The sequence below is a fragment of the Mesorhizobium zhangyense genome (assembly GCF_011045115.1).
GTDB classification, from domain to species: domain Bacteria; phylum Pseudomonadota; class Alphaproteobacteria; order Rhizobiales; family Rhizobiaceae; genus Mesorhizobium_M; species Mesorhizobium_M zhangyense.
Map to the genome: position 1 here is coordinate 450,864 of NZ_JAAKZG010000004.1, position 24,983 is coordinate 475,846.

The window sequence follows — 24,983 nt, forward strand, 5'->3', positions numbered from 1 at the left end:
TCGATCAGTTGGTGGAGACGGCGTCCGCATCTTCGGCGGTACGCAGCTTGATGCCCTTTTCGGCCGCATAGGCTTCCGAAGACTTCTCGATGATCGGCCGCAGCAGCGCCCAGTCGGGGGCGATCCAGTCGGAGACGACGTTCCATTTCGCGCCGTCCCACTGCTGGAAGGTCACGTAGCCCTCGCCCTCATGGTTGTCCCAGCTCACATTGATCGAGTGGAACAGACCCTTGGCGCCGAGCGCCTCGACTTTGGCCGGGTCGAGCTTGAGATGTTCGAAGCCCCAGCGGACTTCGTCGCCGGTCAGCGTGCGCTTGCCGAACTTCTCCTGGGCGATGCGGATCGCCTCGACATTCAGGATGCCGTTGACGATGCCGAGATTGTGGTAGACCGAGCCGATGCGCTTCTTGTCTTCCAGATTGCCCTTGCCGGCGTCGTAGACCGTCTTGACGATCTCCTTGACCACCGGATACTCGGCACCCGAAGCCTGCGTGGTGATGGCGGTGTAGCCCTTGGCAGCGTCGCCGGCGGGGATCACATCCTCTTCCGAGTTCGACCAGACATTGCCGACGATGTGGTCAACCGGGAAGCCGACCTTGGCCGCCGTCTTGAGCGCCACCGGGTTCATCACGCCCCAGCCGCGCAAGACGACGAAATCGGGCTTGGCGCGGCGGATGGTCAGCCACTGCGACTGCTGCTCGTTGCCCGGATGCGGAACCTCGATCTGCTGCAGCTCGAAGCCATATTTTTGGGCAAGCAGTTCGTAGATCGGGATGGTTTCCTTGCCATAGGGCGAGCCGTGGTAGAGCACCACGATCTTCTTGCCCTTGAGGCCTTCGAGCCCGCCTTCCTTCGAGGCGATGTAGTTCACGATGCCCGAGGTTTCGCTGTAGGGATTGAGCAGCAGCGGAAAGACATAGGGAAACACACGGCCATCAGTGGAATCGGTGCGGCCGTGGTTGATGGTGATCAGCGGCACCTTGTCCTGCGTGATGCGGTCGATCATGGCGTAGGCGATGCCGACTGACAGCGGGTTCCAGGCAGCGACGCCCGGGTTGCTTTTCAGCCGCTCGTAAACCTCGACCCCCTTCTCGACCTCATACTGCGTCTCGCCTTCCGACCAAGTCAGCTTGACGCCGTTGACGCCGCCGTCGCGCGTGTTGATCAGGTTGAGATAGTCGATGAAGCCGCCGAAGAAGCCGGTTCCACCGGCGGCATAAGGTCCGACGCGATAGCTTTGCAGCGGAAAATACTGCTCGTCGGCATAGGCGGCGGGCAATGCCACCGACAGGGAGAGTGCCGCCGACAGCGCCACCGCCTTGAACTTGCTTATGATGGTCATGGATACACTCCTTGATTGGATCGTCCCGGTTTCGGTCCGATGTTCATTTTCAGGTACAAATTCCGTTCGGAGCGCTTGCTCCGTCTATCTCCGGGTCAGCCGAAGCGCCGACCCGAGGCGTCTTCGTATCCGGTCCCAGAGCGACACGAGGCCATCCGGTTCGAGGATCAGAAACAGGATGATGAGCGCGCCCAGCACGATGCGCTGGCTCATGTCGAGCACGCCTGAATCGAAGATGTCGCCGAGCAGGAAACTCCCGAGCCGGGCGAGGACCAGAGGGAAGACCACGATCAGAGCCGCGCCGAAGAAGGCTCCCCGGATCGAGGCCAACCCGCCGATGATGATGATGAAGAGGATCTGGAACGAGCGGTCGAGGTTGAAGCCGGCGGGCTCCACGGTGCGCAGATAGGCGAAGGCCCAGAGCACGCCGGCGACCCCGATGATGAAGGACGAGATGGCGAAGGCGAGAAGTTTTGTCCGCAGCACCGGCACGCCGATGATGCGTGCCGCCGTCTCATTGTCCCGGACAGCAATGAAGTTGCGCCCCGTCTGGGAAATCACCAGCCTGTAGGCGAGGAAGGTGATGACGGTCACGATCGTTAGCGAGAAAAGATAACGCCCGGCAGCGCCGCTGAAGACGATCCCGCCGATCGACAGTGTCGGCGCGTCGATCACGCCCGACGAGGAGTTGTTGGAAAACCAGCTGAACTTGGTCAGCGCCCATTGCACGAAAAACTGCGCCGCAAGCGTCGAAACCGCCAGGTAGAAGCCTCGCAGACGCAAGCTCGGCAGGCCAAAGACAATACCGATCCCCGCTGCCACAAGGCCAGAGAGAATGATGCTGCCGACGAGCGGCAGGCCCTCGACCCTGAGGTTGAAATTGTAGGCGGCGAATGCCCCGGCGGCCATGAAGGCCGCACTGCCGAGCGACAGCTGGCCGGCATAACCGGTGAGGATGTTGAGCCCGAGCCCGGCAAGGCTCAGCGCCAGGAAGGGCAGCAGTATGGCTTCGAAGAGGTAGCTCGTGCCCACGAAGGGCACGACGCCATAGGCGATTATGAGAACGAGAACCGGAGCCGCCCATTTCGGAAGGGTCGGCGCGACGGTGAATTCGGTTGCAAGTGCCGACATGGCTCAGACCCTCTCCACGAGCTTCTGGCCGAACAGGCCGGCGGGCCGGATAAGCAGGAAGGCGAGCGCTACGACATAGGCAAACCAGGTTTCGATGCCGCCGCCGAAATACCCGCCAATATAGACCTCTGCGAGCTTCTCGCTGGCGCCGATCAGCAGGCCGCCGACAATGGCACCGAGGATCGAATCGAAGCCGCCCAGCACGAGCACAGGCAACGCCTTGAGGACGACGAGGGAGAGCGAAAACTGGACGCCGAGCCGCGCGCCCCAAAGCAATCCGGCGACAAGCGCCACGAGGCCGGCGGCGGCCCAGACCGTCGTCCAGATCAACGGCAGGCGCAGGCCGACGGCGAGCGCCGCGAACTGGTCGTCGGCCACCGCGCGGAAACTGAGGCCTATGCGGGTGTAGCGGAAGAACAGCGAAAGCAAGAGCACCATGCCGGCGGCGACCGCGGCGGCGAAGATGTCGAACTGGCTGATGAAGACGCCGCCTATTTCCAGCGGGAGGTCTTCGATGCCGAGGTCGAGCCCATGAACCTGCGTGCCCCAGATCAGCTGGGCAGCGCCCTCGAGAATATAGGAGAGGCCGAGCGTCGCCATGAAAAGCGTGATCGGTGGCTTGTTGGTCAAGGGCCTCAGCACCGTGCGCTCGATGGCGATGCCGATCGCCACCATCGCCGCGAAGGTGATAGCGAACGCCAGGGCGAAAGGCACGCCGCGCTCGACGAGGCTGACGAAGGTCAGCGCCGCGAAAAGCAGCATGGCTCCCTGCGCGAAATTGAGCACGCCCGAAGTCTTGTAGATCAGCACGAAACCGATCGCGACGAGCGAATACATGACGCCGGACAGGAGCCCGCCGACCAGCACCTCTATGAAGAAGAGGTAATCGAAATCTGCCATCATATGCCGCCACCGTCCTCGTTTTCGGAGACGACGCCGAGATAGGCGTCGATGACGCGCTGGTCGCTGCGGATTTCGGCAGGCGTGGCGTCGGCGATCTTGAGCCCGTAGTCGAGGACGGCAATTCGATCCGAGAGTTCCATGACGACGCCAACATCGTGCTCGATGAGCACCACCGTCATGCCGAAGCGGTCGCGCGCAGCGCGGATGAAAGACGCCATCTCGGATTTTTCGGTCGCCGTCATGCCGGCCATCGGCTCGTCGAGCAGAAGGAGACGCGGCTCGGCGACCAGCGCGCGCGCCAGCTCGACGCGCTTCTGCAAGCCATATGGCAGCGTGCCGGCAAGGCGGTCGCGAACGCCGCCGAGATGCAGGAAATCAAGAATTTGGATAGCGCGGTCATACGAGTCACGCCGCTCGCGGCGCGAGAGCGGCGTACCGACAATCTGGCCGGCGAAGCTCGACCGGACCGTGTGGGCGCGGCCGGCAACGACATTGTCGAGTACGCTGAGACCCTTGAACAAGGCAAGATTCTGGAATGTCCGGGCAACACCGAGATGGGCGAGCTTTTGCGTGGGCACCTGGGCGTAGCGCACACCATTCAGCACGACATGCCCGCGTTCCGGACGGTAGACGCCGCTGATGACGTTGATCAGCGAGCTCTTGCCCGCCCCGTTCGGGCCGATGATCGCGCGGATTTCGCCGGCCTTGATGGAGAGGTCCACACCGGCAAGCGCCACGACGCCGCCGAAGGACAGGTTGATGTCTTCGAGTGCCAGACCCGTCGACAGATCGCTTTCGTCGCGGACAGGCGCAGACGCTGCGTCGTCCCGCCGCTCCGCGCTGGAAAGGCCTTCGAGAATTTCCGGCGCATAGGCCGAGGTCTGTGAAACCTCGAATGCGTAGTTTGCCATCGACATTCCAAGCGTCCTTGATCGCGCGGAAACCGCACGTTGCCATTCGCCGTCCGCTTGTGCGGACACGATGCGTCTTTCGGTCGAAATGCGGAGCCGCCCTCGTCCCCAAGGGCGGCAGTCAGGCCTATTCGGCGGCGAGGACCTTTGCCTCTTCGAGCTCGCGGACGAGCGGGATCACGCGCCTGCCGAAATATTCCACCTCTTCCTGGAAGTGCAGGAAGCCGAGCAGGATCAGGTCTGCGCCGGCGTGCTTGAGGGCGACGATGCGTTCAGCGACCTGGAGGGGCGTGCCGATCAGGTTGGAACGGAAGCCGTCATTATACTGAACGAGATCGTCGAAGGACGATTTGGCCCAGTTGCCCTCGCCCTCGGGCGAGGCCTTGCCGGCGTTCTTGACCTCATGGCCGAAGGCGTTCACCGCCTCAGGATTGGCCTTTGAGATGATTTCGGCCAACACCGATCTGGCTTCTTCCTCGGTCTCGCGGACGATGGCGAAAGCGTTGACGCCGACCCGCACGGAATGCCCGTTCGCCCGCGCCTTTTCCTGAATGTCGTCCACCTGCCTGGCGATTTCGGCAGGCGTATTTCCGTTGGTGAAATACCAGTCCGAGACGCGGGAGGCCATGTCGCGTGCGGCACGCGAGGAGCCGCCCTGGAAAATCTCGGGCAGCGGCGTGGCGGGTTTCGGCTTCAGGGAATAGTCGTTGAAGCGGTAGAAATCGCCGCGGAAAGTGAAGCTCGCCTCCGTCCAGATGCCGCGCAGCGCCCGGATGAACTCTTCCGAGCGGCGGTAGCGCTCGTCATGGTCGAGCCAGTGTTCGCCGATGGCATGGAACTCGCCGCGGAACCATCCCGAGACGATGTTCACCGCCACGCGGCCGTTCGTCAGGTAGCTGATCGTCGCGATCTGCTTGGCGGCAAGTGCGGGATTCCATGGCCCGGGAAGGAGTGCGGCGATCACCTTGAGCGTGGTCGTCGCGGCCAACAGGTCGTGGCTGAACGACACGGATTCATGCTGTTCGTCGGCGCCGTAGCCGGCGGTGAAGCGGATCTGGCTGAGCGCGTAATCGAACCCGGCCTTCTCGGCGATCTGCGCCAGTTTTCGGTTGTATTCCGCCGAATGGTTCGTGCGCTGCTCGATGTCGGAAATGACCAGGCCACCCGAAACATTCGGCACCCAATAGGCGAATTTTACTGCGTCGCGTTCGGTATAAGACATTACGAACTCCTGAGTGACCCGCCCGTTGCACGATCCGACGAAAGCCGGGTTTCGAATATTTATTATGTTTGTAGATTTTATATACAAAGGACGATTTGGCGTTTTTCGGATCGGATTGAGAAGCGCATTCCAAAGTCGCACAGCCGCATATCAGGCTGATTTTCAGCCTTGATCAGCCTTCCCGAGGCCGTTGATGCCGGCGGCGTTCCGCCCCAGCATGGTGCCGACTTCGGCGGCGACCGCCTGCGCATGGCAAGCAACTTCCGGCAATCCCATCAGCTCGCCGAACGCCCCTCTTGCAAGCGGACCTGCAACCAGAAGCGTCGCCACCGGCACGCCATCGCTCGAAATTGCCCGGCTTGCACCATTCGTTTCCAGTCCCAGGCCGTAGCGGTCGAGGCGCAGGATGCCGTGATCGGCAAGACCGCGCAGAGCCGGATTCTGCTCCAGAATGGTGCGATGTGCCGGCCCGGTCGTGTTGATCACCGCATCGAAACGAAGCGTCTCGATCTCCCTTTGTCCGCGGCGCCGAAAACTGACGGCAAGCAAATCGCCCTGGCGTCTTGCGGCCACAAGGCTGGCAGCAATGTTGGCGAAGAAACCTTCCGACAGGCGACGCTCCAGAACGGCCTCGACCTGCGGCGCGATGCGGAACCGATGGACATCCCAGAAGACACGAAGACGCCGTACCAGCCTGTAACGCTCCTCGGGCGAAAGCGCCGACCAAATGACGAGGCCGTCGCTACGCAGCCGGTCCAAGACGGAATGCCAGGAACCGCCTGAGCCGGACGCGGCCCGCACGGTTGCGCGGACGCGCCGAAGCAGTTCGAGCGCCGTTCGAGCCGGATCGGCGGCGAAATCGCCGAATGGCTCGTATCGCTTCGCCGGATGACCGCGCGATCTGAGCCCGTGACGCGAAATCGCGAGGATATCGCCACTATGTCCCCTGCGGTCGAGCTCGGCGACCATATCGGCCGAGGTCAGGCCGGAACCGACTATCAGAACCTTGGCGGCCGCGCCGATGTTCGCAAGCGCATCTGGCGCATAAGGATTGGCGACGAAGCCGCTCGCATGCGCGATATCGGACAGTGCTTGCGGGACGGCCGGCGCCGGGTGCGTGACCGCAAGGACGACGAACGTTGCCGCGAGCCTCCCGCCATGCTCTGTCGCAACGGTCCAGCCGGCTGCCGCTTTCTCGACCCGTGTTGCAAGCGCCCGGACATGGCGCACGCGGCCCGAGACGAGATAGGGATGGAGCTGCGCTTCGACATAACGGCCAAAGACGCGGCGGCGCGGATAGGCATCGCCATTCGTCCACAGCGCCTCACGGTCGCGATCGAGCTCTCCGTTTGCCGAAAGCCATCGATCGAAATGATCCGGATCGTCGGAAAACATGCTCATGCGCGTCGCCGGGACATTGACGCGATGAGCCGGCTCCTCACTCGAATAGGCAACGCCTCCACCGAGGAACGAGCGGGGCTCGATGACGGTTATTTCAAGATCGTCGGGACCGTGAGCGTGGGCCAGATGCAAGGCGACCGCAGCACCAGAGAATCCGCCGCCGATGATGACGACATGAGGTCGCCCGGAGCGAACGAGAACGTTCACGATGCGCTGGCTACCGGCTTCGGTCTATGGTCGCCGGCGATGGTTTCTCCGAACGGCCCCGTGTTGACGGCAGCATTCGCACTCTTTGTCGCGTGATCGGTCGGAAGCTTCGGAAACACAAGCTCGGCGAAACGATAGGCCTCTTCGAGGTGCGGGTAACCCGACAGTATGAACGTATCGATGCGGAGGCGGCGATACTCGTCGATCCGTTCGGCAATCGTATCGGGATCGCCGACGAGCGCGGTGCCGGCACCGCCGCGCACAAGGCCGACGCCGGCCCAAAGATTGGGCGACACCTCGAGCTTCGCACGCTCTCCGCCATGCAGCGCGCTCATCCGCGACTGACCGACCGAATCCATCCGACTGAAAACCTGCTGGGCAGAAGCGATCGTTGCGTCGTCAAGTCTGCTGATCAGCCTGTCGGCTGCAGCCCAGGCTTCCTCCGTCGTTTCCCGGGCGATAACGTGAAGGCGTATTCCGAAACTGACCTTGCGTCCCGCCTTCTGCGCCTGCTCGCGAACGTCATCCAGCTTGCGTTCTACATCTGCGGGAGGCTCGCCCCAGGTCAGATATTTGTCGATCTCGGCTGCGGCCACAACCGTCGCCGCGTCGGACGATCCGCCGAAATAGAGCGGCGGATAGGGTTGTTGGAGCGGTGGAAACAGAAGCCGCCCGTCCTCGATATGGAAGTGCTTTCCCCGATGCTCGACCGTCTCGCCGGACAGCACCCGCTTGTAGATGTGCAGGAACTCCTGCGTCACCTCATAGCGCTCGGCATGCGACAGGAATATTCCGTCACCCTTGTTTTCGAGGGGGTCGCCGCCTGTGACCACATTGATCAGCAGACGCCCGTTGGAGATCCGGTCGAGCGTCGATGTCATGCGCGCGGCCAAGGTCGGCGACTGGAGACCGGGCCGGACAGCGACAAGGAAGCGCAGCCTTTCGGTCAGCGGCACCAGCGCGGAAGCGATGACCCAGGAATCCTCACAAGATCGCCCGGTCGGCAGGAGCACGCCATAATATCCCAGCGTGTCGGCGGCCTTGGCGATCTGGGTCAGATAGGGCAGATCGACCGCCCTGCCCCCTTCCGTCGAGCCGAGATAGCGGCTGTCGCCATGCGTCGGCAGAAACCACAAGACCTTGATGCGATCGGGGATGTCGATGGTCATGGCTCTTCCTTTACTGGTCGGCGCTAGTCCCGGCCGGCCCACGGTACGAGCGCGGCTTCGAGGCGGCGGATGACGAATTCGAGCACGAAGGCGACACCGGCGATGACGAAGATGCCCATGATGACGACGTCGGTGACGAGGAACTGGGCGGCAGACTGGATCATGAAGCCGAGGCCACGCGTGGCGGCGATCAGTTCGGCGGCGACCAGCGTCGTCCAGCCTGCGCCGAGCGCGATGCGCAATCCGGTCAGGATCGACGGCAGCGAACTTGGCAGGATGACATGGCGGATCACCTGCGCGCGCGAGGCGCCGAGCGCGCGCGCCGCATTGACCCTCTCCTGGCTGACGCCGCGCACACCGCTGGCCGCCGACAGAGCGATCGGCGCGATCATGGCGATCGCGATGACGAGTATCTTCGACGGCTCGCCGATGCCGAACCAGATGATAACGAGCGGCAGATAGGCGAGCGGCGGGATCGGCCGGAGGAATTCGAGGATCGGATCGAAAATGCCCCGGCCAACAACGCTGACACCGATGGCGATCCCGACCGGGATACCAACCGCAAGTGCGACGACGAGCGCTGCAAAGACACGGCCGAGGCTCGCGGCCAGATGCTGCAGGAGCGTCGCGTCGACAAAGCCGTTCTGGGCGACCGAAACCAGCTTGGCAGCCACGGCATATTGCGACGGCAGGAACACCGGCGAGACGAGTTGCAGATGGGCCGCCAGCGACCATGCGAGCAAAAGTGCGGCGACCGTGATGAAGCTGACCGTGCGCGCCGATACCGGCGGCCTCAGCCGCAACTGGTTCGACTGGTCCTGAGTCGGGTCTGCGTCGCCTATCCAGACCGCGACCGGTTCGCCGGTGGGGCGCAGGCCGGTGATCGGCAATTCCCTGCCGGTGGTGAGCGTCATGCAAGCTCTCCCTCAAAAATGGCGTCGGCGAGTTCTGCACGAGCCAGAACGAATACGGCGTCCGCCTTGATCGAGCGCACGGGTTCACCGGCTGCGTAGCGCCGCCCGAAATCGGCTTCGATGCGCTTGACGATGCGCCCCGGACCGGGCGCCATGACGAAGACTGTCGTGGCCAGAAGCAGCGCTTCCTCGATGCCATGCGTAACCATAAGCACCCCGACGCCGCTTGCCGCCCAGATGTCGAGAAGCAGCGTTTGCATGCGTTCGCGCGTCAGCGCGTCGAGCGCGCCGAGCGGCTCGTCCATCAGGAGGAAATCGGGCTCTGCCGCGAGCGCCCGCGCCAGGCCGACGCGCTGGCGCATGCCACCGGAAAGCTCCCATATCCTTCTGTCGCCATACCCCTCGAGCTTGACCTGGGTAAGCACGGCATCGGAACGGTCGCGCCTCTCCGCTTCCGGCACGCCGCGCATGCGCAACGCAAAGGCAACGTTGTCGCGCACGGTCAGCCAGGGAAACAGCGCATCGTTCTGAAACACCACGGCGCGATCGGCGCCGGGTTCTGCAATCGGCAGCCCATTCACGCTCGCCCTGCCCCCGGCGGGCGCAACCAGCCCGGCGGCAACATTGAGCAGCGAGGTCTTGCCGCAGCCCGAACGCCCCGTCAGCACCACGAACTCGCCCGACGCGACGGATAGCGACGTATCTACCACGGCGGGCTGAGGCTGGCCCTCATAGTGCACAGTAACATTGTCCAGCGTCAGTTTCGTCATCTTGGATGAGCAGCCATGTTCAGGCTTTCCTTGCCAGCACCGACGCCTGCCACGACCTATGAAAGGTCGGGACAGGCCGGGCTTCGCCACGTGGGGCGAAGGACTAGTTGGAAGCGAGCGCGTCGGTCACATACTTCGCCGTGACATACTTGCTGTAGTCCGGCAGGACAGCGTCGATCTTGCCCTGCTCCTTGAGGAATTCGGAGGTCGCCGTCACGGCCTTGACCGTCTCGCCGCCGAGGAATTTGTCCGACGCCTGTTCGGCTAGCGTCGGGAAGACATAGCCCTTCAGCAGAACCGGAATGTCCTCGACCTTTGCGCCCGTCAGCCTGGCGATCTTGCCGGCTTGCTCGGACGATGACGACCATGCGCCGGGATTGGCCAGGAAGTCGGCATAAGAAGCACCGGTGACCTTGACGAAGTCGCGCACGGCTTCAGGGTGTTTCTCGGCAAAATCGGTGCGCACGATCCAGGCGTCAAAAGTCGGTGCGCCCCAGGCGGCCACCTGGGCTGAGTCGGTCACTACCTTGCCGCTGGTCTTGATCTGGCCGAGCGCGGGATCCCAGACATAGGCAGCATCGATGTCGCCGCGCTCCCAGGCCGCAGCGATTTCCGGCGGACGCAGGTTGAGGATCTCCACCGACTTCGGATCGACACCTTCATGCTTCAGCGCGGCCAGCAGGCTGTAATGCGTGGTCGAAACGAAGGGCACGGCAACCTTCTTGCCGGCAAGATCGGCGACCTTCTCGACTCCCGCTCCATTGCGGGAAACCAATGCTTCGGACTCGCCGATAAGGCCGACCACGTAGATCGTCTGGATCGGCAGATCGCGGCTGGCGGCAGCCGCCAGCGGGCTCGACCCGACATAGCCGATATCGACCGCGCCCGAAGCGATCGCCGCAATGACATCAGCGCCGGAGTCGAATTTGCGCCAGTCGATGGCGGCACCGAGGGTCTTTTCATAGACGCCGTCGGCCTGCGGAATCTTCGACGGCTCGACGACCGTCTGATAGGCAATGGTGAGCTTGAGGTCCTCGGCGCTTGCAACGCCGTGGCTGGCAAAGGCGATAAGAGCCGTGGTCGCGGCAAGAAGCGAGCGGCGGGAAATCATCTGCATGGACTGTTCCTGTCACGTTGGACATCAGATTGCCCATGCAGACTGCGAATTTCTACAAGATCTGTAGAGTTAGTTTATTCCAAATATCAGCTCATTCGAGAAATTTCTGCTTTCGCCTGACTCCGCCAAGCCAAAGTCGTTGATGGCACACCGCAGGGTGGCTACCCCTCAATAGAGAGTCTGTGTCTTGACTGCAGTGCAGCCGATATCGCCGATGGGCAACAGAAAAAGATGACTTTCCTGGCCGTTGGTGTAGGCGCGGACACGATCACTGAAAGAAAGAGGCTCATTAAAGCTGGGAAAATACTCCCGGTGCGCGACCTCGCACGACACCGCAAATGATGCGACGGCCTGATAGGACGAGTTGCATCCACTCTCTCCGACCGGCGTCGATACGAAGGTGGAGACGGTCTCGATTCCCTGCGGATCGCGTGCTGCGATGGTCGATGTGAATGCTTCTGCATCGACAGCGCCGTCGACCCGTTGCGACAAGGCCGCATAGCTTCGATTTACGGTCAGGAAATCGGATACCAGTGCGATCTGCGGCAGGCACGTCCTCACACCCCATTCCGACGCCTGCCGCGAGATCGTATTGCGGAGATCGACGGACGATGCGGAACGCACGGAATCGTCACCCGGTTGCGCGCCGGCTGCCGCAACAGGCATAGGCGCCGGCCGACCGGTCAGTGTGGAGTAGCCGAAAGCGAGGCCGACCAAGCCGACAATGACCACCAAGGAGGCAATAAGGTAGGCTGGTTTCCTGGACACGAGCAGCGGGTGGATGGGTTCGTTTCGCAGCATCTCGTTTCTTCGTTCCTTGTTCTCTGACTGGGACTGGACTGCCTCACCCAATATCGTTCCGGGGAGTGCTGTCACACCGGAACGAGCAATCACACAACCGGCCGATCGGCCTGAAAACGCAACAGCCTTTCAGGCAGAAAGTGTCCCGACCGGTGTCGAAGCAATCGCCTTCGGTGTGATCGGCGCTGTTCCAGCACTTTCCAGACCCGCCGCCCTCGCGGCGCTCTGGCGGGCCAGCACGGCGTGGTCCGCCTTGAGGTGCCGCAAGAACAGAGTAGTGAGATCATTCCAGACCGCGAACTGATATTTCAGATGATCGCGGCTCACGCCGCCGGCCACGATCACGTCCATCTCGATCAGTAGCTGTTTGTCGGTGCGATAAACCCGGGCAAATCGATTGCGGCGGTTCCAGAAGGCACCGAGAACGGAGGAAATCTCTTCGTCGATGGCAAAGGGAGCTGAGACGGTAAAATCCGTCCAGCCATCTCCATCAGTGCATCTTGTACCGAAATGGATGTTGAAGTTGACGCCGTTGACGGCGCTTGCAATCCGAGGCGCCTCGTCGTTTCCCTCAAGCGTCACCTTCCATCCGCACTCGCCAAGGATTTCGGCGAGAAGTCCGCGGGTTATCCTGGAGACCAATTTGTCGGGCATCGTCCTGTTCTTTCACGAGCGCCACGCGGACGCGTTTTAATGATCAATCGTTTTGCGGATTTGACTGTCGGTATGGCGCAAGCCTCGATTGCAACGTGGCCATGACCTGGATCTACGATCCATGAAAACTTCGGAAGGAGAGGAACCTCTTGGGCGGGTGTTCCTCCCCTTCCTCAGTCGCACAGGATAATCCTGCGCCTGCTTCGGTCTGCTCGGGCGGGGGCAGACCGAATGGGTGCGATGACGTCAGTTCCGGCTGATCGCGTTCGACACGCTGTTGCCGACGGCGTTGGCGGAGATGGTGTTGCCCTTGACGCCAAGCGAGCTGCCGCCGACCATTCCAGATCCCGTCACACCGAGCGCGGCCTGCGTGACCGAAGCGGTGATCGCCCCGGAATTCGCCTGATAACTGCTCACCGCTGCCGACGACGTGCCGGTGTTCAGCCCGCTGAGCGACACCTTGTTCACGGCGCTGTTGCCATAGGCCTCGCTGGCGATCTGGTTGCCGGAAACGGAGACGGACCCATTTGCAATGCCGGTCGTCCCGTTGAGCGCGACGGCGTAGACCGTAGCGATGCTCACCGCAGAAACGTTGCCGCTGTTCGTCTGTCCGTTCAGCACGGCGGCATTGGCGCGGGCCTCAAGTCCCCCGGCTCCTACCGAGCTGCCCGCTCCAGCCGTGGATGCACCGTAGCTGCTGCCGGCAACCGCATTCAGGACATTGGTGGCGGCATTTCCGCGGGCCAGTGACGTCGTGCTGTTGCCGTCGACCTTGACGCTGCTGTTGTCGAGAGCGGCCGAAGTGGCATCTCCTGCAAGCGCAACCCCGGCCAGCGTGGCCGACAGGGCCGATACCGCAGCTTCACTGTCCTGCCGGTTCACGATGCCGCCATTAGCCGACAATGTTGAGGCTGCGTCCAGCGTCAGCTTGTTGTCCGCACGGTTGGCGGAAGCTTCCGAGACCGTGCGGTTGCCGCTGACCGTCAGCGAGCTGTTGTTCAGCCCCGATGTTTCGGCAGCAATGCTGTCCTCGTTGTAGAGCTGCGTGATGGCGCTGGCTTCCACCGCCGTGTAGGCGGTCTGGCGATTGCTCAGGACATGATCGCCCGTCGCGCTCCACAGGCCGCTGACGAGATCGCCCGACAGCACCACCTCACCTGCCGTGCTGAGCGAAGCGATATTGGTTCCGGTCACGCTCAGCGTGTTGGTCGCGTCGTTGATCACACCCAGCGCCGTGTTGGTGTTGCCCGAAATCTCGACCGACGACCCGCTGACGGCGGCGGGAGCGAAGATTTCGAGGTTCGAGAACGCTTCGACAATGGCATCGCCCCACTGGTCGGAGGCAAGCGCCGAACCGGCCGAGATGTTGGTGCCGTCCAGGCTCAGCACATTCCCTGCCGTATTGGCGACCGCCGTCGCGCTCTGGGTGTTGTCCGAGATATTCAGCGAAGAGTCGGCGATCGTCGCACCCTCGGTTGCGTCGATGGCGAATGCACCATGGACGCGGGAAGCGATGTAAGCAGCGCCTTCCTCGTAGGATACTTCCTGCACATTCGAAAGTGCATGATCGGCCACCGCACCTATGACATCAGCCGAAAGCGAGCCCGCCGTCGATGCCGCCAGATCGCTGCCGGTGGAAATGTCGGTCGCTGCGATTTTCAGCGCATTCGACGCTGCGTTGCCAGTCACCGAGCCTGCGGTGACATTGCCGGACACCGAGACCGACGAACCTGCGATATCGGCTCCCACCGCCACCGTCACGCCACCCTGGTTGGGAGTGCCTGCCGTCGCCGACACTGCCGGGATAGTATAGGAGAGGTTTGCGGTGCCGCCGCCCTGCAGCGTTGCGTAGTCACCGACCGAGATCGTGCCGAGCAAGCTTGCCGGACCGCTGATATTGCCACCGGAGATCGTCCAGCCATTGGCGGTCAGATAATCGACCTGTCCGGAACTGAGGCTCGATACGGGGAAGAGCAGCGTGCCTCCCTGGAGTGTCACGAGGCTTCCCGAGATAGTGCCGTCGAGATCCTCCGGATTGTCGGCAGTGACCGCGATTCCGAACGTGTCTTCGGCTGCGCCCGGCGTGGGCGGTGTCCCCGGCAAACCGATCAGTGCCGTGACATCCGCGCCGGCGGTCTGGAAGTTCTGCACGCCGCTGGTGGTCGCGAGCCTGTTGACATCGATCGACAGAGCGTTGGCGGCGCTGTTGGCAGTTGCCGACGCGAGCGAGCGATTGCCGTCAGCCGCAACCGATGAGCCGGAAATGTCGCCCAGCGCCGAAACGAGAATTCCCGCCGCGGTGGTTGGGCTGTCGGGATCGTCGAGTTGCGAGGCCGTAACCGACCCCTGCGCCGACTGTGCATTCTGCACGCTGAACGAAGCATTCGCGGCAAGTGCACCGCTATCGGTGTCGAAGGTGACTCCGCCCCGGCCGTCGCCTGCCGCCTCGATATTCGTGCCGGTGACCGTCACGCTGTTGTCCGTCGCCCTGTTGCCATAGACGAGAGCCTGGATGAGGTTCTGCGCAGCTGAGAGCGAGGAGCCAATGACATCTCCATCCACGGAGGCCAGGATCACGTTCTCACCGCTCGCGGTCGCCGAAATGTCGGCGGCCACTGCCTGCGTGTTCGTCACATTGGCGACTGCGGCACCCTCGCCCTCTTCTAAAATATCGATGCCGACGTTGCCCGCATCGATGGCGATGGCGCTTGCCGCGTCGTTGCCGTAAGCCGCGGCCACGATAGCGTTAAGTTCGTTCCGCGCCGAGCTTTGCCGCAGGTCTCCCTCCACAGCAAGACCGATCTGGCCGCCGTCGGCATTGGCGGTGACATCCGCGCGGCTCGACTGATCGTTGAGTATGCCATAGGCCGCGTTGACGACCGGCTGGCCGCCGACAGTATTGCTGAACGGAAGCTCGCCGGCCTGAGCGGCATTGATGACCGATGCCAGAGGCGCATCCGCTTCACCAACCGTGATAGCATTGGCAGACACGGACAGAGCATTGGCCGCCGAGGAGCCGTATCCGATCGCGCGCTGCGTGTTTCCGGTCACCGAAAGCGTGCTGCCATCGACATCCGTGCCCGCCGTCAGCTCCGTGCCCGCTTGAGCAAGAGTGGCGGAGACGCCTGAATTGCCGTCGAGGATCTGGACGTTGGCGATACCGGCGCCGGAACCGACCGTGGTTCCCTCAAGCGAAAGCGCGTTGCCGGCAGCATTGCCGAGCGCAATGGCTTCCTGGGCGTTTGTGCCCACCGTGAGCGTGCTGCCGAGAACGCTGGTTCCGTTCAGCTCCGATCCTTGCGAGTCGGCATTCAGCCGGATCGCTGATCCGGAATTCGTAACAGTGAGGTTGCTGCCATAACCGCTCTGAAGTGAGCTGATCGTGACGTTTCCGGAAACCGAGACATTGCCCTGCGAGGCGGTGCCGCCGGTCAGTGAAACATTGCCGGCGCCGGCCAGCAGGATCGTTGCATCGAGATCGACCGACTGACTGACATCGTTGCCATAGCCGGTCGCGGCGATGCGGTTGCCGGTCACGCCGATCGAGCTGTTGTGGGTCACTCCGCCCTCATTGCCTGTCGCGGCGGCGATCGTCGCTCCCGTATTGGCCGCGGAAAGATCGGTGTTGTGGTTGGATTGCTGGTTGGCGAGTGCGACCGTGCCCTCGAACGAGGCCGCATTCTGTCCGTTCGCCAGCGCGCTGGACGCCGCATTTCCAGCAGCCGCTACCGTCACCCGGTCGGCCGACTGTGCGACCGATCCGTTGTCGATCGACTGTACCGTAGCGAGAACCTGTCCACCCGCCGTCGTCGCCGAGAAGCTCTGCCGCTCAGTTGCCGACACGCCCTGATTGCCCTGGCTGTTGTGGATGATGAGATCGGCTGCAACAGCGCTTTCGACGCCGCCGCTGGTATAGGACGTGGTTGACCCGGCTCCATCACCCCCCGCGCCGGCGAACAACAGACCGTCTCCGAGCAGGATGCGGTTACCCGCGGAGCCGGTGGTAGCGCCAAGTGCTTCGTTGCCGGTGATGCTGCTCGAGATGCGGTTGCCGCTGACCGAAAGCCCGCCTTCGAGTTCGTAAAGAGCATCCGCCGCATCGCCAGTGATGATGGCTGCAATTTGAGAGCCCAGATTCTCCGCGGCCGAGTCATCCGACAAGCCCGGCGTGTTCAACTGGAGATTCGTGACGGCGGCGGAACCCTTGAAGCTCGGTGCGTCTGCCGATCCGATATCGATCGTGCTGCCAGCCGTATTGCCCTTCAGCGTGGCGCTGATCGTGTTGTCGTCGAGCGCCGGGCTACCGCTGAGCGTGTAGTCGTCCGTCGAAGCCAGCGACAGGCCGATTGCATTGCCGGTGACTGCCGCGCTGTGACCGCCCTCAAGGTTCTGCTGGACCGAACCGGCGACCAGCGATCCCGTCGAGGCAAACAGATTGCCGTCACCGTCGCCATCCGGGAATGCCAGGTTCGAAGAACCGGCTGTCACGGAAACAAAGGTCGTCGGAACATTGCCGGCAAGGCTGGTGCTTCCTTCGTTGACCGCCGTGGCGGCGGAGATCGTGTTGCCGATCGCCGAGACGGACCCGCTTTGGAAGTCCAGGTCGTCCACGAAGAAGCTGCTGCCCTGCACAAGGCTGGTCACCGTGGCGACGCCGCCGTCGGGATCGACGGTCTGGTTGCGCGCAACGCCGAGTGAAGCCGCGCCATCGTTGACGCCGTTTTGCACCAGGGACAGATCGATGGAATTGGCGAAGCGGTTGCCGGTCGCGCTGGCATTGATGCGGTTGCCGGACACGGTTTCCGTTACACCGATCTGTGTTCCGTCCCGCGAGATGCCCGCCGAAACGCCGGAGATCGTAGCACCAACCGCTCCGCTGTTTGCGTTGATCGGGTTGACGAGGTCGAGCGTTCCCGTGATCGTCTGGCTGCCGCGGACATTGACGCCGAGCGTATCGTCGATGGTGATGCCGCCGGCATGCGCGCCACTGGCGATCATGGTTGCGAGCACCGTCGTTCCGACGCTGCCGAGCAGCCTGGACTTCGTTTTCATCTTGTTTGACATGGTCGTTTCCTGAGATTGAATTGAACGTTTGCGAGTTTGATCGTGGTCAGGTACGCGGGACGAACCCGCCCTGATCTTCTGGTGGCAGCTGTCCTTCGGACGAACTGGTTTTCCGGAGCCCAAACCCGGCATTCCTGCGAACCGGGGCTTGTCACCCGATCCTGATCCTAGCGATTTCCTGCACACCGCCGGCTGCCGATGCGAGCACCGGCGTTTGCGATGCACGCCACAAGACACGGGCGTCGCCCCTGGAGACGCCGTGGCGCATCAGCGCGATGACGACAGCCTTCATCCGGGCCTCGTGAAGTTGCGTCCGCCCGTCGGCAGTCAGTTCGGTGGCATCGCGTCCGCTGACCGTGAGGTTGACGCTGCGCCCGCTCTTCACGAGCGAGGCGACTTGCTCCATCGTGGCGGAAGACGTATCGTCGAGTTTGTCCTGGCCACTGGCAAAGATGACTGCATATTCCCCACCGCTTGGTGAAGCGCTGCGGTCGGAAATACTGGCCGTCTTAAGATCCTGGATTTCCTCGACCTTCGCAGTGACGGCCTTGTTTCCCTTTTCCTCCTCGGCATAGCCGAGCTTCGGCGCGACGGGCTGCGCTGGCGGAGGCAATGGCTGCGCGAGCTCCTGTCTGGCGGCAGCATGAACAGCGGCCGCGTTCGCGCCATCCCACTTGGCAGGCCCAAGCTCCGGCGGGAAGCAGGGTGTGGGATTTACACCGGCGACTGACGCTACCAGTTGCAGCACGCCCGCCTCTATGGCCGTGCGCACGCCGAGCTGGAGCGGTTCCTGGCTCTTCGTACCGACATTGATGTCGAAGAGGTTGCTGCCGAAGAAGCGGAAGACGCCGACGCCGACTTCATAGCCTGTCAGTTGCTTCTCGACGCTGACGGTGTCGTAAACCATCAGGGTCTGCGTCCCCACGATCCGCAGATCGACGGCGATGTTCATCGTATAGCGCCGCGCCTTGGGACCGACATTGCCGACCGCGACCTCGGCTCCGCCCGACTGGATGTTGTAGTTGAGCTCGGTCACACCACCGACAATGAAATAGTCTGACTGCCGTATGGTCCCTCCGAAATAGGGCTTCCACGGCACGCTGGACCGGCCACCCGTGTTCGGGTCATCAACGGAATGAGACTGGCCGTCGCCGAGCTGGCGCTGGTTCATGTAGACAAGCTCAGCTTCGGCGATGCGCGTGTCGAAGCGCTCGTGAACGCGAACGGCCGGTCCCATCTTGCCGAGCGCCGAATAGGCCATCAACGCGCCGCCCTGGGTGATGGCGAAACCCTCGTCCTGGCCCTGCTTACCGGTATAATCCTTGACGTCGCCGATCGCGATGCCCAGCGGCTTTCTGCCGGCTGCCTTCATCTTGTCGCCGAAACAGGCGAGCGACTTGCTGAGAGGCGTCGCGCTGTTGCGCACTGGTGAGGTGTAGATCACCGATGCTTCCTTGGGGTGGTTCCGGACACTGCCTATATCGGCAACCTCGGTGACACAGCCGGACAGGGCCAGCGACGCGACGAGAGGAGCTGAAAAGCTCAGGAGTTTTGATACCATTTCTGCGACCCTCAATTCAGCGGACCGCTGATGGCGGAATTGACGTTTCCTTTGACGGTGCTTCCCGTCATGTCGCAGGCAGTGCTGCCGTTGATGCTGGCCTGCTGGGTGCCGGAATTCGTCTGCGTGTTGTTCAGTCCCTGCGTGCTTGGCCCGCCATTGATCGGGCCGGAAGCCGAGGAACTCGTCGAGCCCGTCACGCCCGAGGTTACGGTTCCGGAATTCTCCTGACCGTTGCTGACACCCGGCTCATCGCCTCCGGCAGTGCCTCCGCCTGAATTGTTGGCCTCGTTGCCAGTGGCAGAAGAGTTCACGCCCGACGTATTGGTGACCGTCGGAGAATTGGCAACCTGGCTGTTGGCCGCCTCATTGCCGGTTGCGCTGGCAACGTTGTTGCAGTTTATCTGCGTGCCGACATTGGTGTTGTTGTAGTTGTTCACCGTTGTCGAGAAACCGTCATAGTAACCGCCCTTCTTGCGCTCGATCATGTCGACAACGGCCGCCTTGTTGGCCTTGTCCGCAGAGGTATCGAACTGCCATGGACGGCTTTCGTACCAGCCGTTGGCAAGGGCTTCGCCGATCGGCTGAACGCTGCAGGCCACGGCTACCAAGCCGGCCACCAAAAGTTTCTCCATGCGTCCGGTCACTCTCAACCGTCGCGATTGCCGTCCCAAAAGGCGGAGCCCGCTGTCTCCGCCAAACTTGCTCATCTGCATTCCACCCACCCAATGTACCTTGGTACGACTGCAGTCACCCACCAGTCGTCGACAAAGAAATTCCCTCCACCGGGAGAGTGTCCCAGTAGTTATTCAGCATCATCGATGTCTTGATCCTTCAGCCGTCCCGTCTTTACTTTCTGCCTTGGACAGGGCGGAACCTAATGGCCAGATCATCTGACCGTCAACATGGGGAAAGCCCGGATTCGCGACCATTATTGGGAGGTTTTCGCATCATTTCTGGGAGCATCCCGGATTCGCGTCAGCTCAGGGCATAACGCAAGGCGGATCGCGCGACGCGATCGCAGCCGGGAGCGGGAGCGTGCCTGGCAGCAGCTCAGATCAAAGATGGCAGCTTCACGCTAGAGTGAGATGACGGTTCCTTGAATCGTCATCTCACTCCAGGATATAGATTTTGAAGCATGATCTTGTCCGAAAAGTCTGCAACTTTTCGGGATCATGCTCTATCAAGCGTCGGGGCCGAAACATTTTTCATAGGCCGCATCGACGATGGCAAGCTTGACTGCCTGAGCGGTCATATACTCATCAAGGAAATCTTTTGAGACCCACATCATCGAGCGGCCCCTGCGTCCCTTCCAACCAAGACTACCCAGCCGCTCGGCCTCTCGAAACTTACGATCGAGATGCGTTCTTGAGAGCTTCAGGAACTCCGCGAAATCGCCGATCGACAATACCCCTGTCGGAATGCGGTCAGCAGTAGCGTCAGCGGGATCAATTCCCCCGAACAGCCAATCCATCACCACCCCGCCATTGTTCAGCCAGGTGAAAAGAGAGAATGTCTGTTCCGGTTGCCGCACCTCAGGTGCGGACAGGAGGTTGTCGGCGATCAGAGGCTGGATGCGTGAAAGCCCGCCCAGGTCGCTCCAGTAGGTCACACACCGCTGGCCGCCGTCCAGCCCGTCTAATGTCTTCAGATGAGTCACGATCCAGTTGTTGAGGACGATCAATGCAGACTCTGACGGCATCACCGGACGTACGCGCTTGTCACCGCTGTCGGGGGCAGGAAGGATGATCTTGTAGTGCAGCAACTCCTTCAGGAACGTATCGGCGGTGTTGCGACTGGCGATGCCATACCTCTCCACCAACTCGAATATCCGCGCCGCGGTCGTCTCGGCACGATGTTCCGGGCCCTCCCTTCTAAACGTCAGCGAAAGGCCCGCATGGGCCATCAGCCACCGCTGCTGGGTTGCGAAGACGGAGCCCAGGCGTGGGTCGGCCTTGTAGCTCGCCAGCATAGTCTGCGCTTGCCGGCGAATGACTCCATGCAGCGCCGGATTGGCCAAAATCTGTTCTACTGAAAGCCCGCTTCGCCTCGAAATCGATGCGTTCCCAAAACTCGCCAATTCTGTTCCGCTATCCATGCAACCACCTGACTGCAGCCCAGGCTTGGTGAACGTGGTACTGCAAAGATTCTGGAAGATCAGCCGCGAGATTAAAAATCCGCGGCGCAGGCGCGACGGGGAGCCGACACACCCAAAAAAAGTGAGATCGCTGCAATGGCACAGCGTGGCGCACAACCGACGAACGATATCGGCCCTACGCGCCGGGTTCCGCGCAAACACCATTAAACTCAACGTGGATTTTTCCCGCGCTGTTGCTACCCAAAGTAGCAATCTCGACACGTCATCTCATGAAAGGGCGCAAGGTGTCCTGAAGGGGCAATGATGACATTCTGAAGTTTTTCTGATATTTGCACCGTCCCTAATATGGGGTGGGGATACAGTGTGCTCCGGTTTGCCGGCTTTGAGCTTGACCAGCAGCGTGCCGAGCTGCGTGGTCCCGATGGCGAGCCTATACGGCTGCGGCCGAAGCCATTTGCCATGCTGCATTTGCTCGCCACCAATGCCCAGCGCATCGTCAGCAAGCAGGAGTTGATGGAGGCGGTCTGGCCGAACATCCATGTCGGCGAAGACAGCCTTTTCCAGTGTATCCGCGAGATTCGCTCCGCCCTCGGAGACGATCAGCGACAGTTGCTCAAGGTCATCTCCGGCCGCGGCTATCTGTTTGAGGCCGAGGTGTCGGGCCTTCCGACGGGCCTTTCCGTCGATGGTGATGGATCGGCAGGCATAGCTTCCGGGCCTGAGATAGCCGTATCTGCAGGAAGAAGATTACCATTCGGCCTTCGTGGGACTGCCGCGGCCGTGGCGGGGCTTTGCGTCGTCATCGGATTTGCCGTGGCCGTGATCCTTGCGCCAGACTTCTTCTTCAAGCGCGAAGCGCCGACAGTCGCCGTGATGCCGATCATCGGTTACAGCGATGACAGCCAAGCGATAGCAATCGCCAATAGTGTAACCGAACACCTCATCAACGGCCTGGCCAAGATCGACAATATCCGCGTGGTAGCGCCGCGATCGGGCGCACCGGCGGCCAACCCCACACCAACGCCCTCTTCCACGCAATCGGACTTCGTATTGCAGGGCGAACTACAGAAAGGCCCGCAATCCTGGGTCTTGCAGGCGCGCGTGATCGAAGCTGCTACCGGCGAGGTCCAGTCGGTCGCCACAGCGTTGGTAGACGTCAACGAGCCGGACGTGCAACTCCTGCAATCACGGCTTGCGGCAGGGGTGGGCGACACGCTGACGCGTCGCCTCAATGTGCTTCTGGAAGCTGGTACCACGGCTGGCGGCAACGCCAAAGTCGTCATCGAACAGGCGATGGCTTCCATCAACCAAACCTCGCGAGAACGTTTTCTGGCATCGCAAACGATGCTGGAAAACGCGCTTGCCGGCGAACCCGACAATATCGATCTGCAAGTCGCGCTTGCCGCACTTCAGACGCGCGGGATTCAGATGGTCTGGTACGGTCCGATCGAGAATGCCGCGGCAGAGAGCAATGCCAGATCGCTGCTGGAGAGCGCATTGCAGGCCAGGCCGCGATACATTCCCGTGCTGGAAGCATACTGCCGCTTTCTCAGCGCAACCAACCACTTCATAGACAGCCTGGTCGCCTGCGCGGAGGTTCTGGATTTCGCGCCATGGAATGGATCGGCTCTTTACCAGTTGGGTCTCACGCAGATCCAACTGGGGCGCTTCGAGGACGCGCTGGCAACCTTCAAGCAGGCCGATCGGTTCGACACACCGGTGGTCTCGCGCTGGACCTGGCTGCTTGGCATAGGATGGGCCAACCTGCTACTGGGCCACAACGAAGAAGCGGTGCGCTGGCTGGAACGCTCGATCGCCATCACGCCGGCATCGGGGAGGCCCTACATGCTGTTGGCCTCGGCCTATCAGCGCCTCGGCCGACCTGGCGAGGCAAGTGCGGCCATGGCGAAAGCCCTGGAATTGCGGCCCGGTTCGACGGCACTCAACGTTGCATCACCGACCGATAATGTCAGCCCGATTTTTCTTGAGGCTAGCAAGCAACTCCAGCAGACGATGATCGAGGCCGGATTACCGGAACGCTAGAGCCACCTGGCCGCTAGGCCTCCGCGACAAACTCCGCCATCCGCCTGACCAGGAAATAACCAACGGTCGCTCCCGCATCCTGCAGGCCGATCGTCTTCTGCTGGAAGGCCGCCGCCTTGCCATGCTGCGCCAGCATGGACTCCGTCGCCTTAAGCGCCTGCTCGGCCGCGGCAGCCGCCGCAGCCAGCGCCTCGGCGAGCGGCGCGGCGCTTTCGGCCTGTGCCTCGAGGGCCACGGCAATCGGGTCAAGGACATCGAGCAATGTCTTGTCGCCGACCTTGGCCTTGCCGCGCTCGGCGACGCCATCACGAAAGGCGCGCCAGAAGGCGGCGACTTCAGTTGCCCCGAGTGCCTCCTTTCCGTCGACCGCCTTGCTTGCGCGTAAAAATCCGGTCGCGGTCAGGGTTCCCATCGTGGACGGCGCCGTGCGGGCCATGGTGGCGCCCGCGGTCCGAAGCAGCTTTGCGATACCCGCCACCTCGCCTTCCCCGTGGAGCGCCTCGGCGGCAGCGGCGAAAGACTTGCTCATGGTGATGCCGAGGTCGCTATCGCCGACCTTGCCGTCGAGCGCTATGAGAAACTCCCGCTGCTCGGCGAACAGCGTTTTCCATGCGTCGAAAAGCCGGATGATATCGGAAGCGGTGATCTTATCCATGATTGGCCTGCCTCAGCCCGCGACGTGCTTGAAGAAGGGGGTGTTTGCGGGTGCTGCGACCAGCCGATCCAGTTCCTCGTCGAGATGCAGGATCGAGACGGAAGCTCCAGCCATTTCCATCGAAGTGGCGAATTCGCCGACCCAGACGTGCTTCGCCGTGACGCCGCGCGCTTCCAGAAGCTGTGAGACACGACGGAAGAGGATGTAGAGCTCTTCCATCGGCGTGCCGCCGAGACCGTTGACGAGAACGGCTACGTCGTCACCGTTCCTGTAGTCCTGCTCGGCAAAGATACGCTCCATCATCTCGTCGATGACCTGATCGGCAGGGGCGAGCTTCTTGCGGATGATTCCGGGTTCGCCGTGAATGCCCATGCCGATCTCCATCTCGTCTTCGCCGATGGAAAAGGTCGCGTGGCCGATTTCCGGCACGACACAGCTGGAAAGGGCGACGCCCATGGTCCGGGTTCTCAGGCGCGCCTTGTCTGCCAGGCGGGTCACCTCGTCAAGCGACAGCCCCTCGGCTGCGGCGGCTCCCGCAGCCTTGTAGACGAAGAATATGCCGGCGACGCCACGGCGCTTGTGCTCCTCGCCGACGACGGAAGAGGCGACGTCGTCATTGCCGATGACCTGCTTGACCTGAATGCCGTCGAGATCGGCCAGTTCGGCGGCCATATCGAAATTGATGATGTCGCCGCTGTAATTGCCGAAGATGTAGAGAACGCCGGCACCCTGATCGATATGCTTGGTCACCTGGTACATCTGCTCGGCGCTGGGCGACTGGAAGACGCCACCGACCGCAGCGCCGTCGAGCATGCCGTCGCCGACATAGCCGAGGAACAATGGAAGATGGCCGGAGCCACCGCCGGTTGCGATCCCGACCTTGCCGGCCTTGAGCTTGCTGGTCACGAGGCAGCGCTTGTCGTCGGCCACATAGGTGACGGCTGGATGCGCCTTGTATATGCCCTCCAGCATCTCGTCGGCGAAATCGACCGGGTCGTTCAAAAACTTCTTCATAGGTTC

Annotated in this window: 19 protein-coding genes; 1 reads left to right on the forward strand and 18 read right to left on the reverse strand. The window is 62.1% G+C overall.

Features of this window, described 5'->3' with window-relative positions; translation table 11 throughout:
- Positions 1–4: 4 nt before the first annotated feature.
- The 16 genes from G6N74_RS11940 to G6N74_RS12015 all read right to left on the reverse strand — a co-directional run bounded on the left by G6N74_RS11940 (position 5) and on the right by G6N74_RS12015 (position 21,265).
- Positions 5–1,342 carry an ABC transporter substrate-binding protein gene (locus G6N74_RS11940; RefSeq protein WP_165117515.1) on the reverse strand — a complete coding sequence of 446 codons (1,338 nt, stop codon included), beginning with the start codon at positions 1,340–1,342 and terminating at the stop codon, positions 5–7.
- Positions 1,343–1,426: 84 nt separating this feature from the next.
- Positions 1,427–2,473 (reverse strand): branched-chain amino acid ABC transporter permease, encoded by a 1,047-nt coding sequence (locus tag G6N74_RS11945; RefSeq protein WP_165117517.1) that lies wholly within the window; start codon positions 2,471–2,473, stop codon positions 1,427–1,429.
- A gap of 3 nt (positions 2,474–2,476) precedes the next feature.
- On the reverse strand, positions 2,477–3,373 hold the full coding sequence (locus tag G6N74_RS11950) for a branched-chain amino acid ABC transporter permease (protein WP_165117847.1): 897 nt from the start codon (positions 3,371–3,373) through the stop codon (positions 2,477–2,479).
- A complete protein-coding gene (locus tag G6N74_RS11955) occupies positions 3,373–4,293 on the reverse strand; it encodes an ABC transporter ATP-binding protein (RefSeq protein WP_165117519.1) in 921 nt (306 codons plus the stop codon). Before G6N74_RS11955 ends, G6N74_RS11950 begins: the two co-directional genes overlap by 1 nt.
- Positions 4,294–4,414: 121 nt before the next feature.
- Positions 4,415–5,509 (reverse strand): dimethylsulfone monooxygenase SfnG, encoded by a 1,095-nt coding sequence (sfnG, locus tag G6N74_RS11960; protein ID WP_165117522.1) that lies wholly within the window; start codon positions 5,507–5,509, stop codon positions 4,415–4,417.
- A gap of 162 nt (positions 5,510–5,671) precedes the next feature.
- Positions 5,672–7,117 (reverse strand): FAD/NAD(P)-binding protein, encoded by a 1,446-nt coding sequence (locus G6N74_RS11965; protein ID WP_165117524.1) that lies wholly within the window; start codon positions 7,115–7,117, stop codon positions 5,672–5,674.
- The gene (gene ssuD, locus G6N74_RS11970) at positions 7,114–8,286 is read right to left on the reverse strand and encodes an FMNH2-dependent alkanesulfonate monooxygenase (RefSeq protein WP_165117526.1); all 1,173 of its coding nucleotides are present in this window, start codon (positions 8,284–8,286) and stop codon (positions 7,114–7,116) included. Before ssuD ends, G6N74_RS11965 begins: the two co-directional genes overlap by 4 nt.
- Positions 8,287–8,309: 23 nt before the next feature.
- Positions 8,310–9,200: an ABC transporter permease subunit gene (locus G6N74_RS11975; RefSeq protein WP_165117528.1), complete on the reverse strand. Its 891-nt coding sequence runs from the start codon at positions 9,198–9,200 to the stop codon at positions 8,310–8,312.
- Complete coding sequence (locus G6N74_RS11980; protein ID WP_165117530.1) at positions 9,197–9,970, reverse strand: taurine ABC transporter ATP-binding protein; 774 nt, start codon at positions 9,968–9,970, stop codon at positions 9,197–9,199. Before G6N74_RS11980 ends, G6N74_RS11975 begins: the two co-directional genes overlap by 4 nt.
- Before the next feature lie 103 nt (positions 9,971–10,073).
- Positions 10,074–11,087, reverse strand: a complete 1,014-nt coding sequence (gene tauA / locus G6N74_RS11985) for a taurine ABC transporter substrate-binding protein (protein ID WP_165117532.1) — start codon at positions 11,085–11,087, stop codon at positions 10,074–10,076.
- Positions 11,088–11,255: 168 nt separating this feature from the next.
- Complete coding sequence (locus tag G6N74_RS11990; protein ID WP_165117534.1) at positions 11,256–11,888, reverse strand: hypothetical protein; 633 nt, start codon at positions 11,886–11,888, stop codon at positions 11,256–11,258.
- A gap of 129 nt (positions 11,889–12,017) precedes the next feature.
- Complete coding sequence (locus tag G6N74_RS11995; RefSeq protein ID WP_246245729.1) at positions 12,018–12,542, reverse strand: YbjN domain-containing protein; 525 nt, start codon at positions 12,540–12,542, stop codon at positions 12,018–12,020.
- A 246-nt stretch (positions 12,543–12,788) separates the two neighbouring features.
- Positions 12,789–17,606 (reverse strand): beta strand repeat-containing protein, encoded by a 4,818-nt coding sequence (locus G6N74_RS12000; RefSeq protein WP_165117538.1) that lies wholly within the window; start codon positions 17,604–17,606, stop codon positions 12,789–12,791.
- A 151-nt stretch (positions 17,607–17,757) separates the two neighbouring features.
- On the reverse strand, positions 17,758–19,167 hold the full coding sequence (locus tag G6N74_RS12005) for a CsgG/HfaB family protein (RefSeq protein WP_165117540.1): 1,410 nt from the start codon (positions 19,165–19,167) through the stop codon (positions 17,758–17,760).
- Positions 19,168–19,178: 11 nt separating this feature from the next.
- The gene (locus G6N74_RS12010) at positions 19,179–19,787 is read right to left on the reverse strand and encodes a hypothetical protein (protein WP_205826640.1); all 609 of its coding nucleotides are present in this window, start codon (positions 19,785–19,787) and stop codon (positions 19,179–19,181) included.
- A gap of 563 nt (positions 19,788–20,350) precedes the next feature.
- Positions 20,351–21,265: a hypothetical protein gene (locus G6N74_RS12015; protein ID WP_165117542.1), complete on the reverse strand. Its 915-nt coding sequence runs from the start codon at positions 21,263–21,265 to the stop codon at positions 20,351–20,353.
- Between the two features lie 363 nt (positions 21,266–21,628).
- Here G6N74_RS12015 and G6N74_RS12020 point away from each other — a divergent pair, with 363 nt between their 5' ends.
- Positions 21,629–23,308 (forward strand): winged helix-turn-helix domain-containing protein, encoded by a 1,680-nt coding sequence (locus tag G6N74_RS12020; RefSeq protein ID WP_165117544.1) that lies wholly within the window; start codon positions 21,629–21,631, stop codon positions 23,306–23,308.
- A 13-nt stretch (positions 23,309–23,321) separates the two neighbouring features.
- Here the strand turns inward: G6N74_RS12020 and G6N74_RS12025 are convergent, their stop codons facing one another.
- Positions 23,322–23,963: a dihydroxyacetone kinase family protein gene (locus G6N74_RS12025; protein WP_165117546.1), complete on the reverse strand. Its 642-nt coding sequence runs from the start codon at positions 23,961–23,963 to the stop codon at positions 23,322–23,324.
- 12 nt (positions 23,964–23,975) lie between these two features.
- The gene (locus tag G6N74_RS12030; RefSeq protein ID WP_165117548.1) at positions 23,976–24,977 is read right to left on the reverse strand and encodes a dihydroxyacetone kinase subunit DhaK; all 1,002 of its coding nucleotides are present in this window, start codon (positions 24,975–24,977) and stop codon (positions 23,976–23,978) included.
- Positions 24,978–24,983 lie beyond the last annotated feature (6 nt).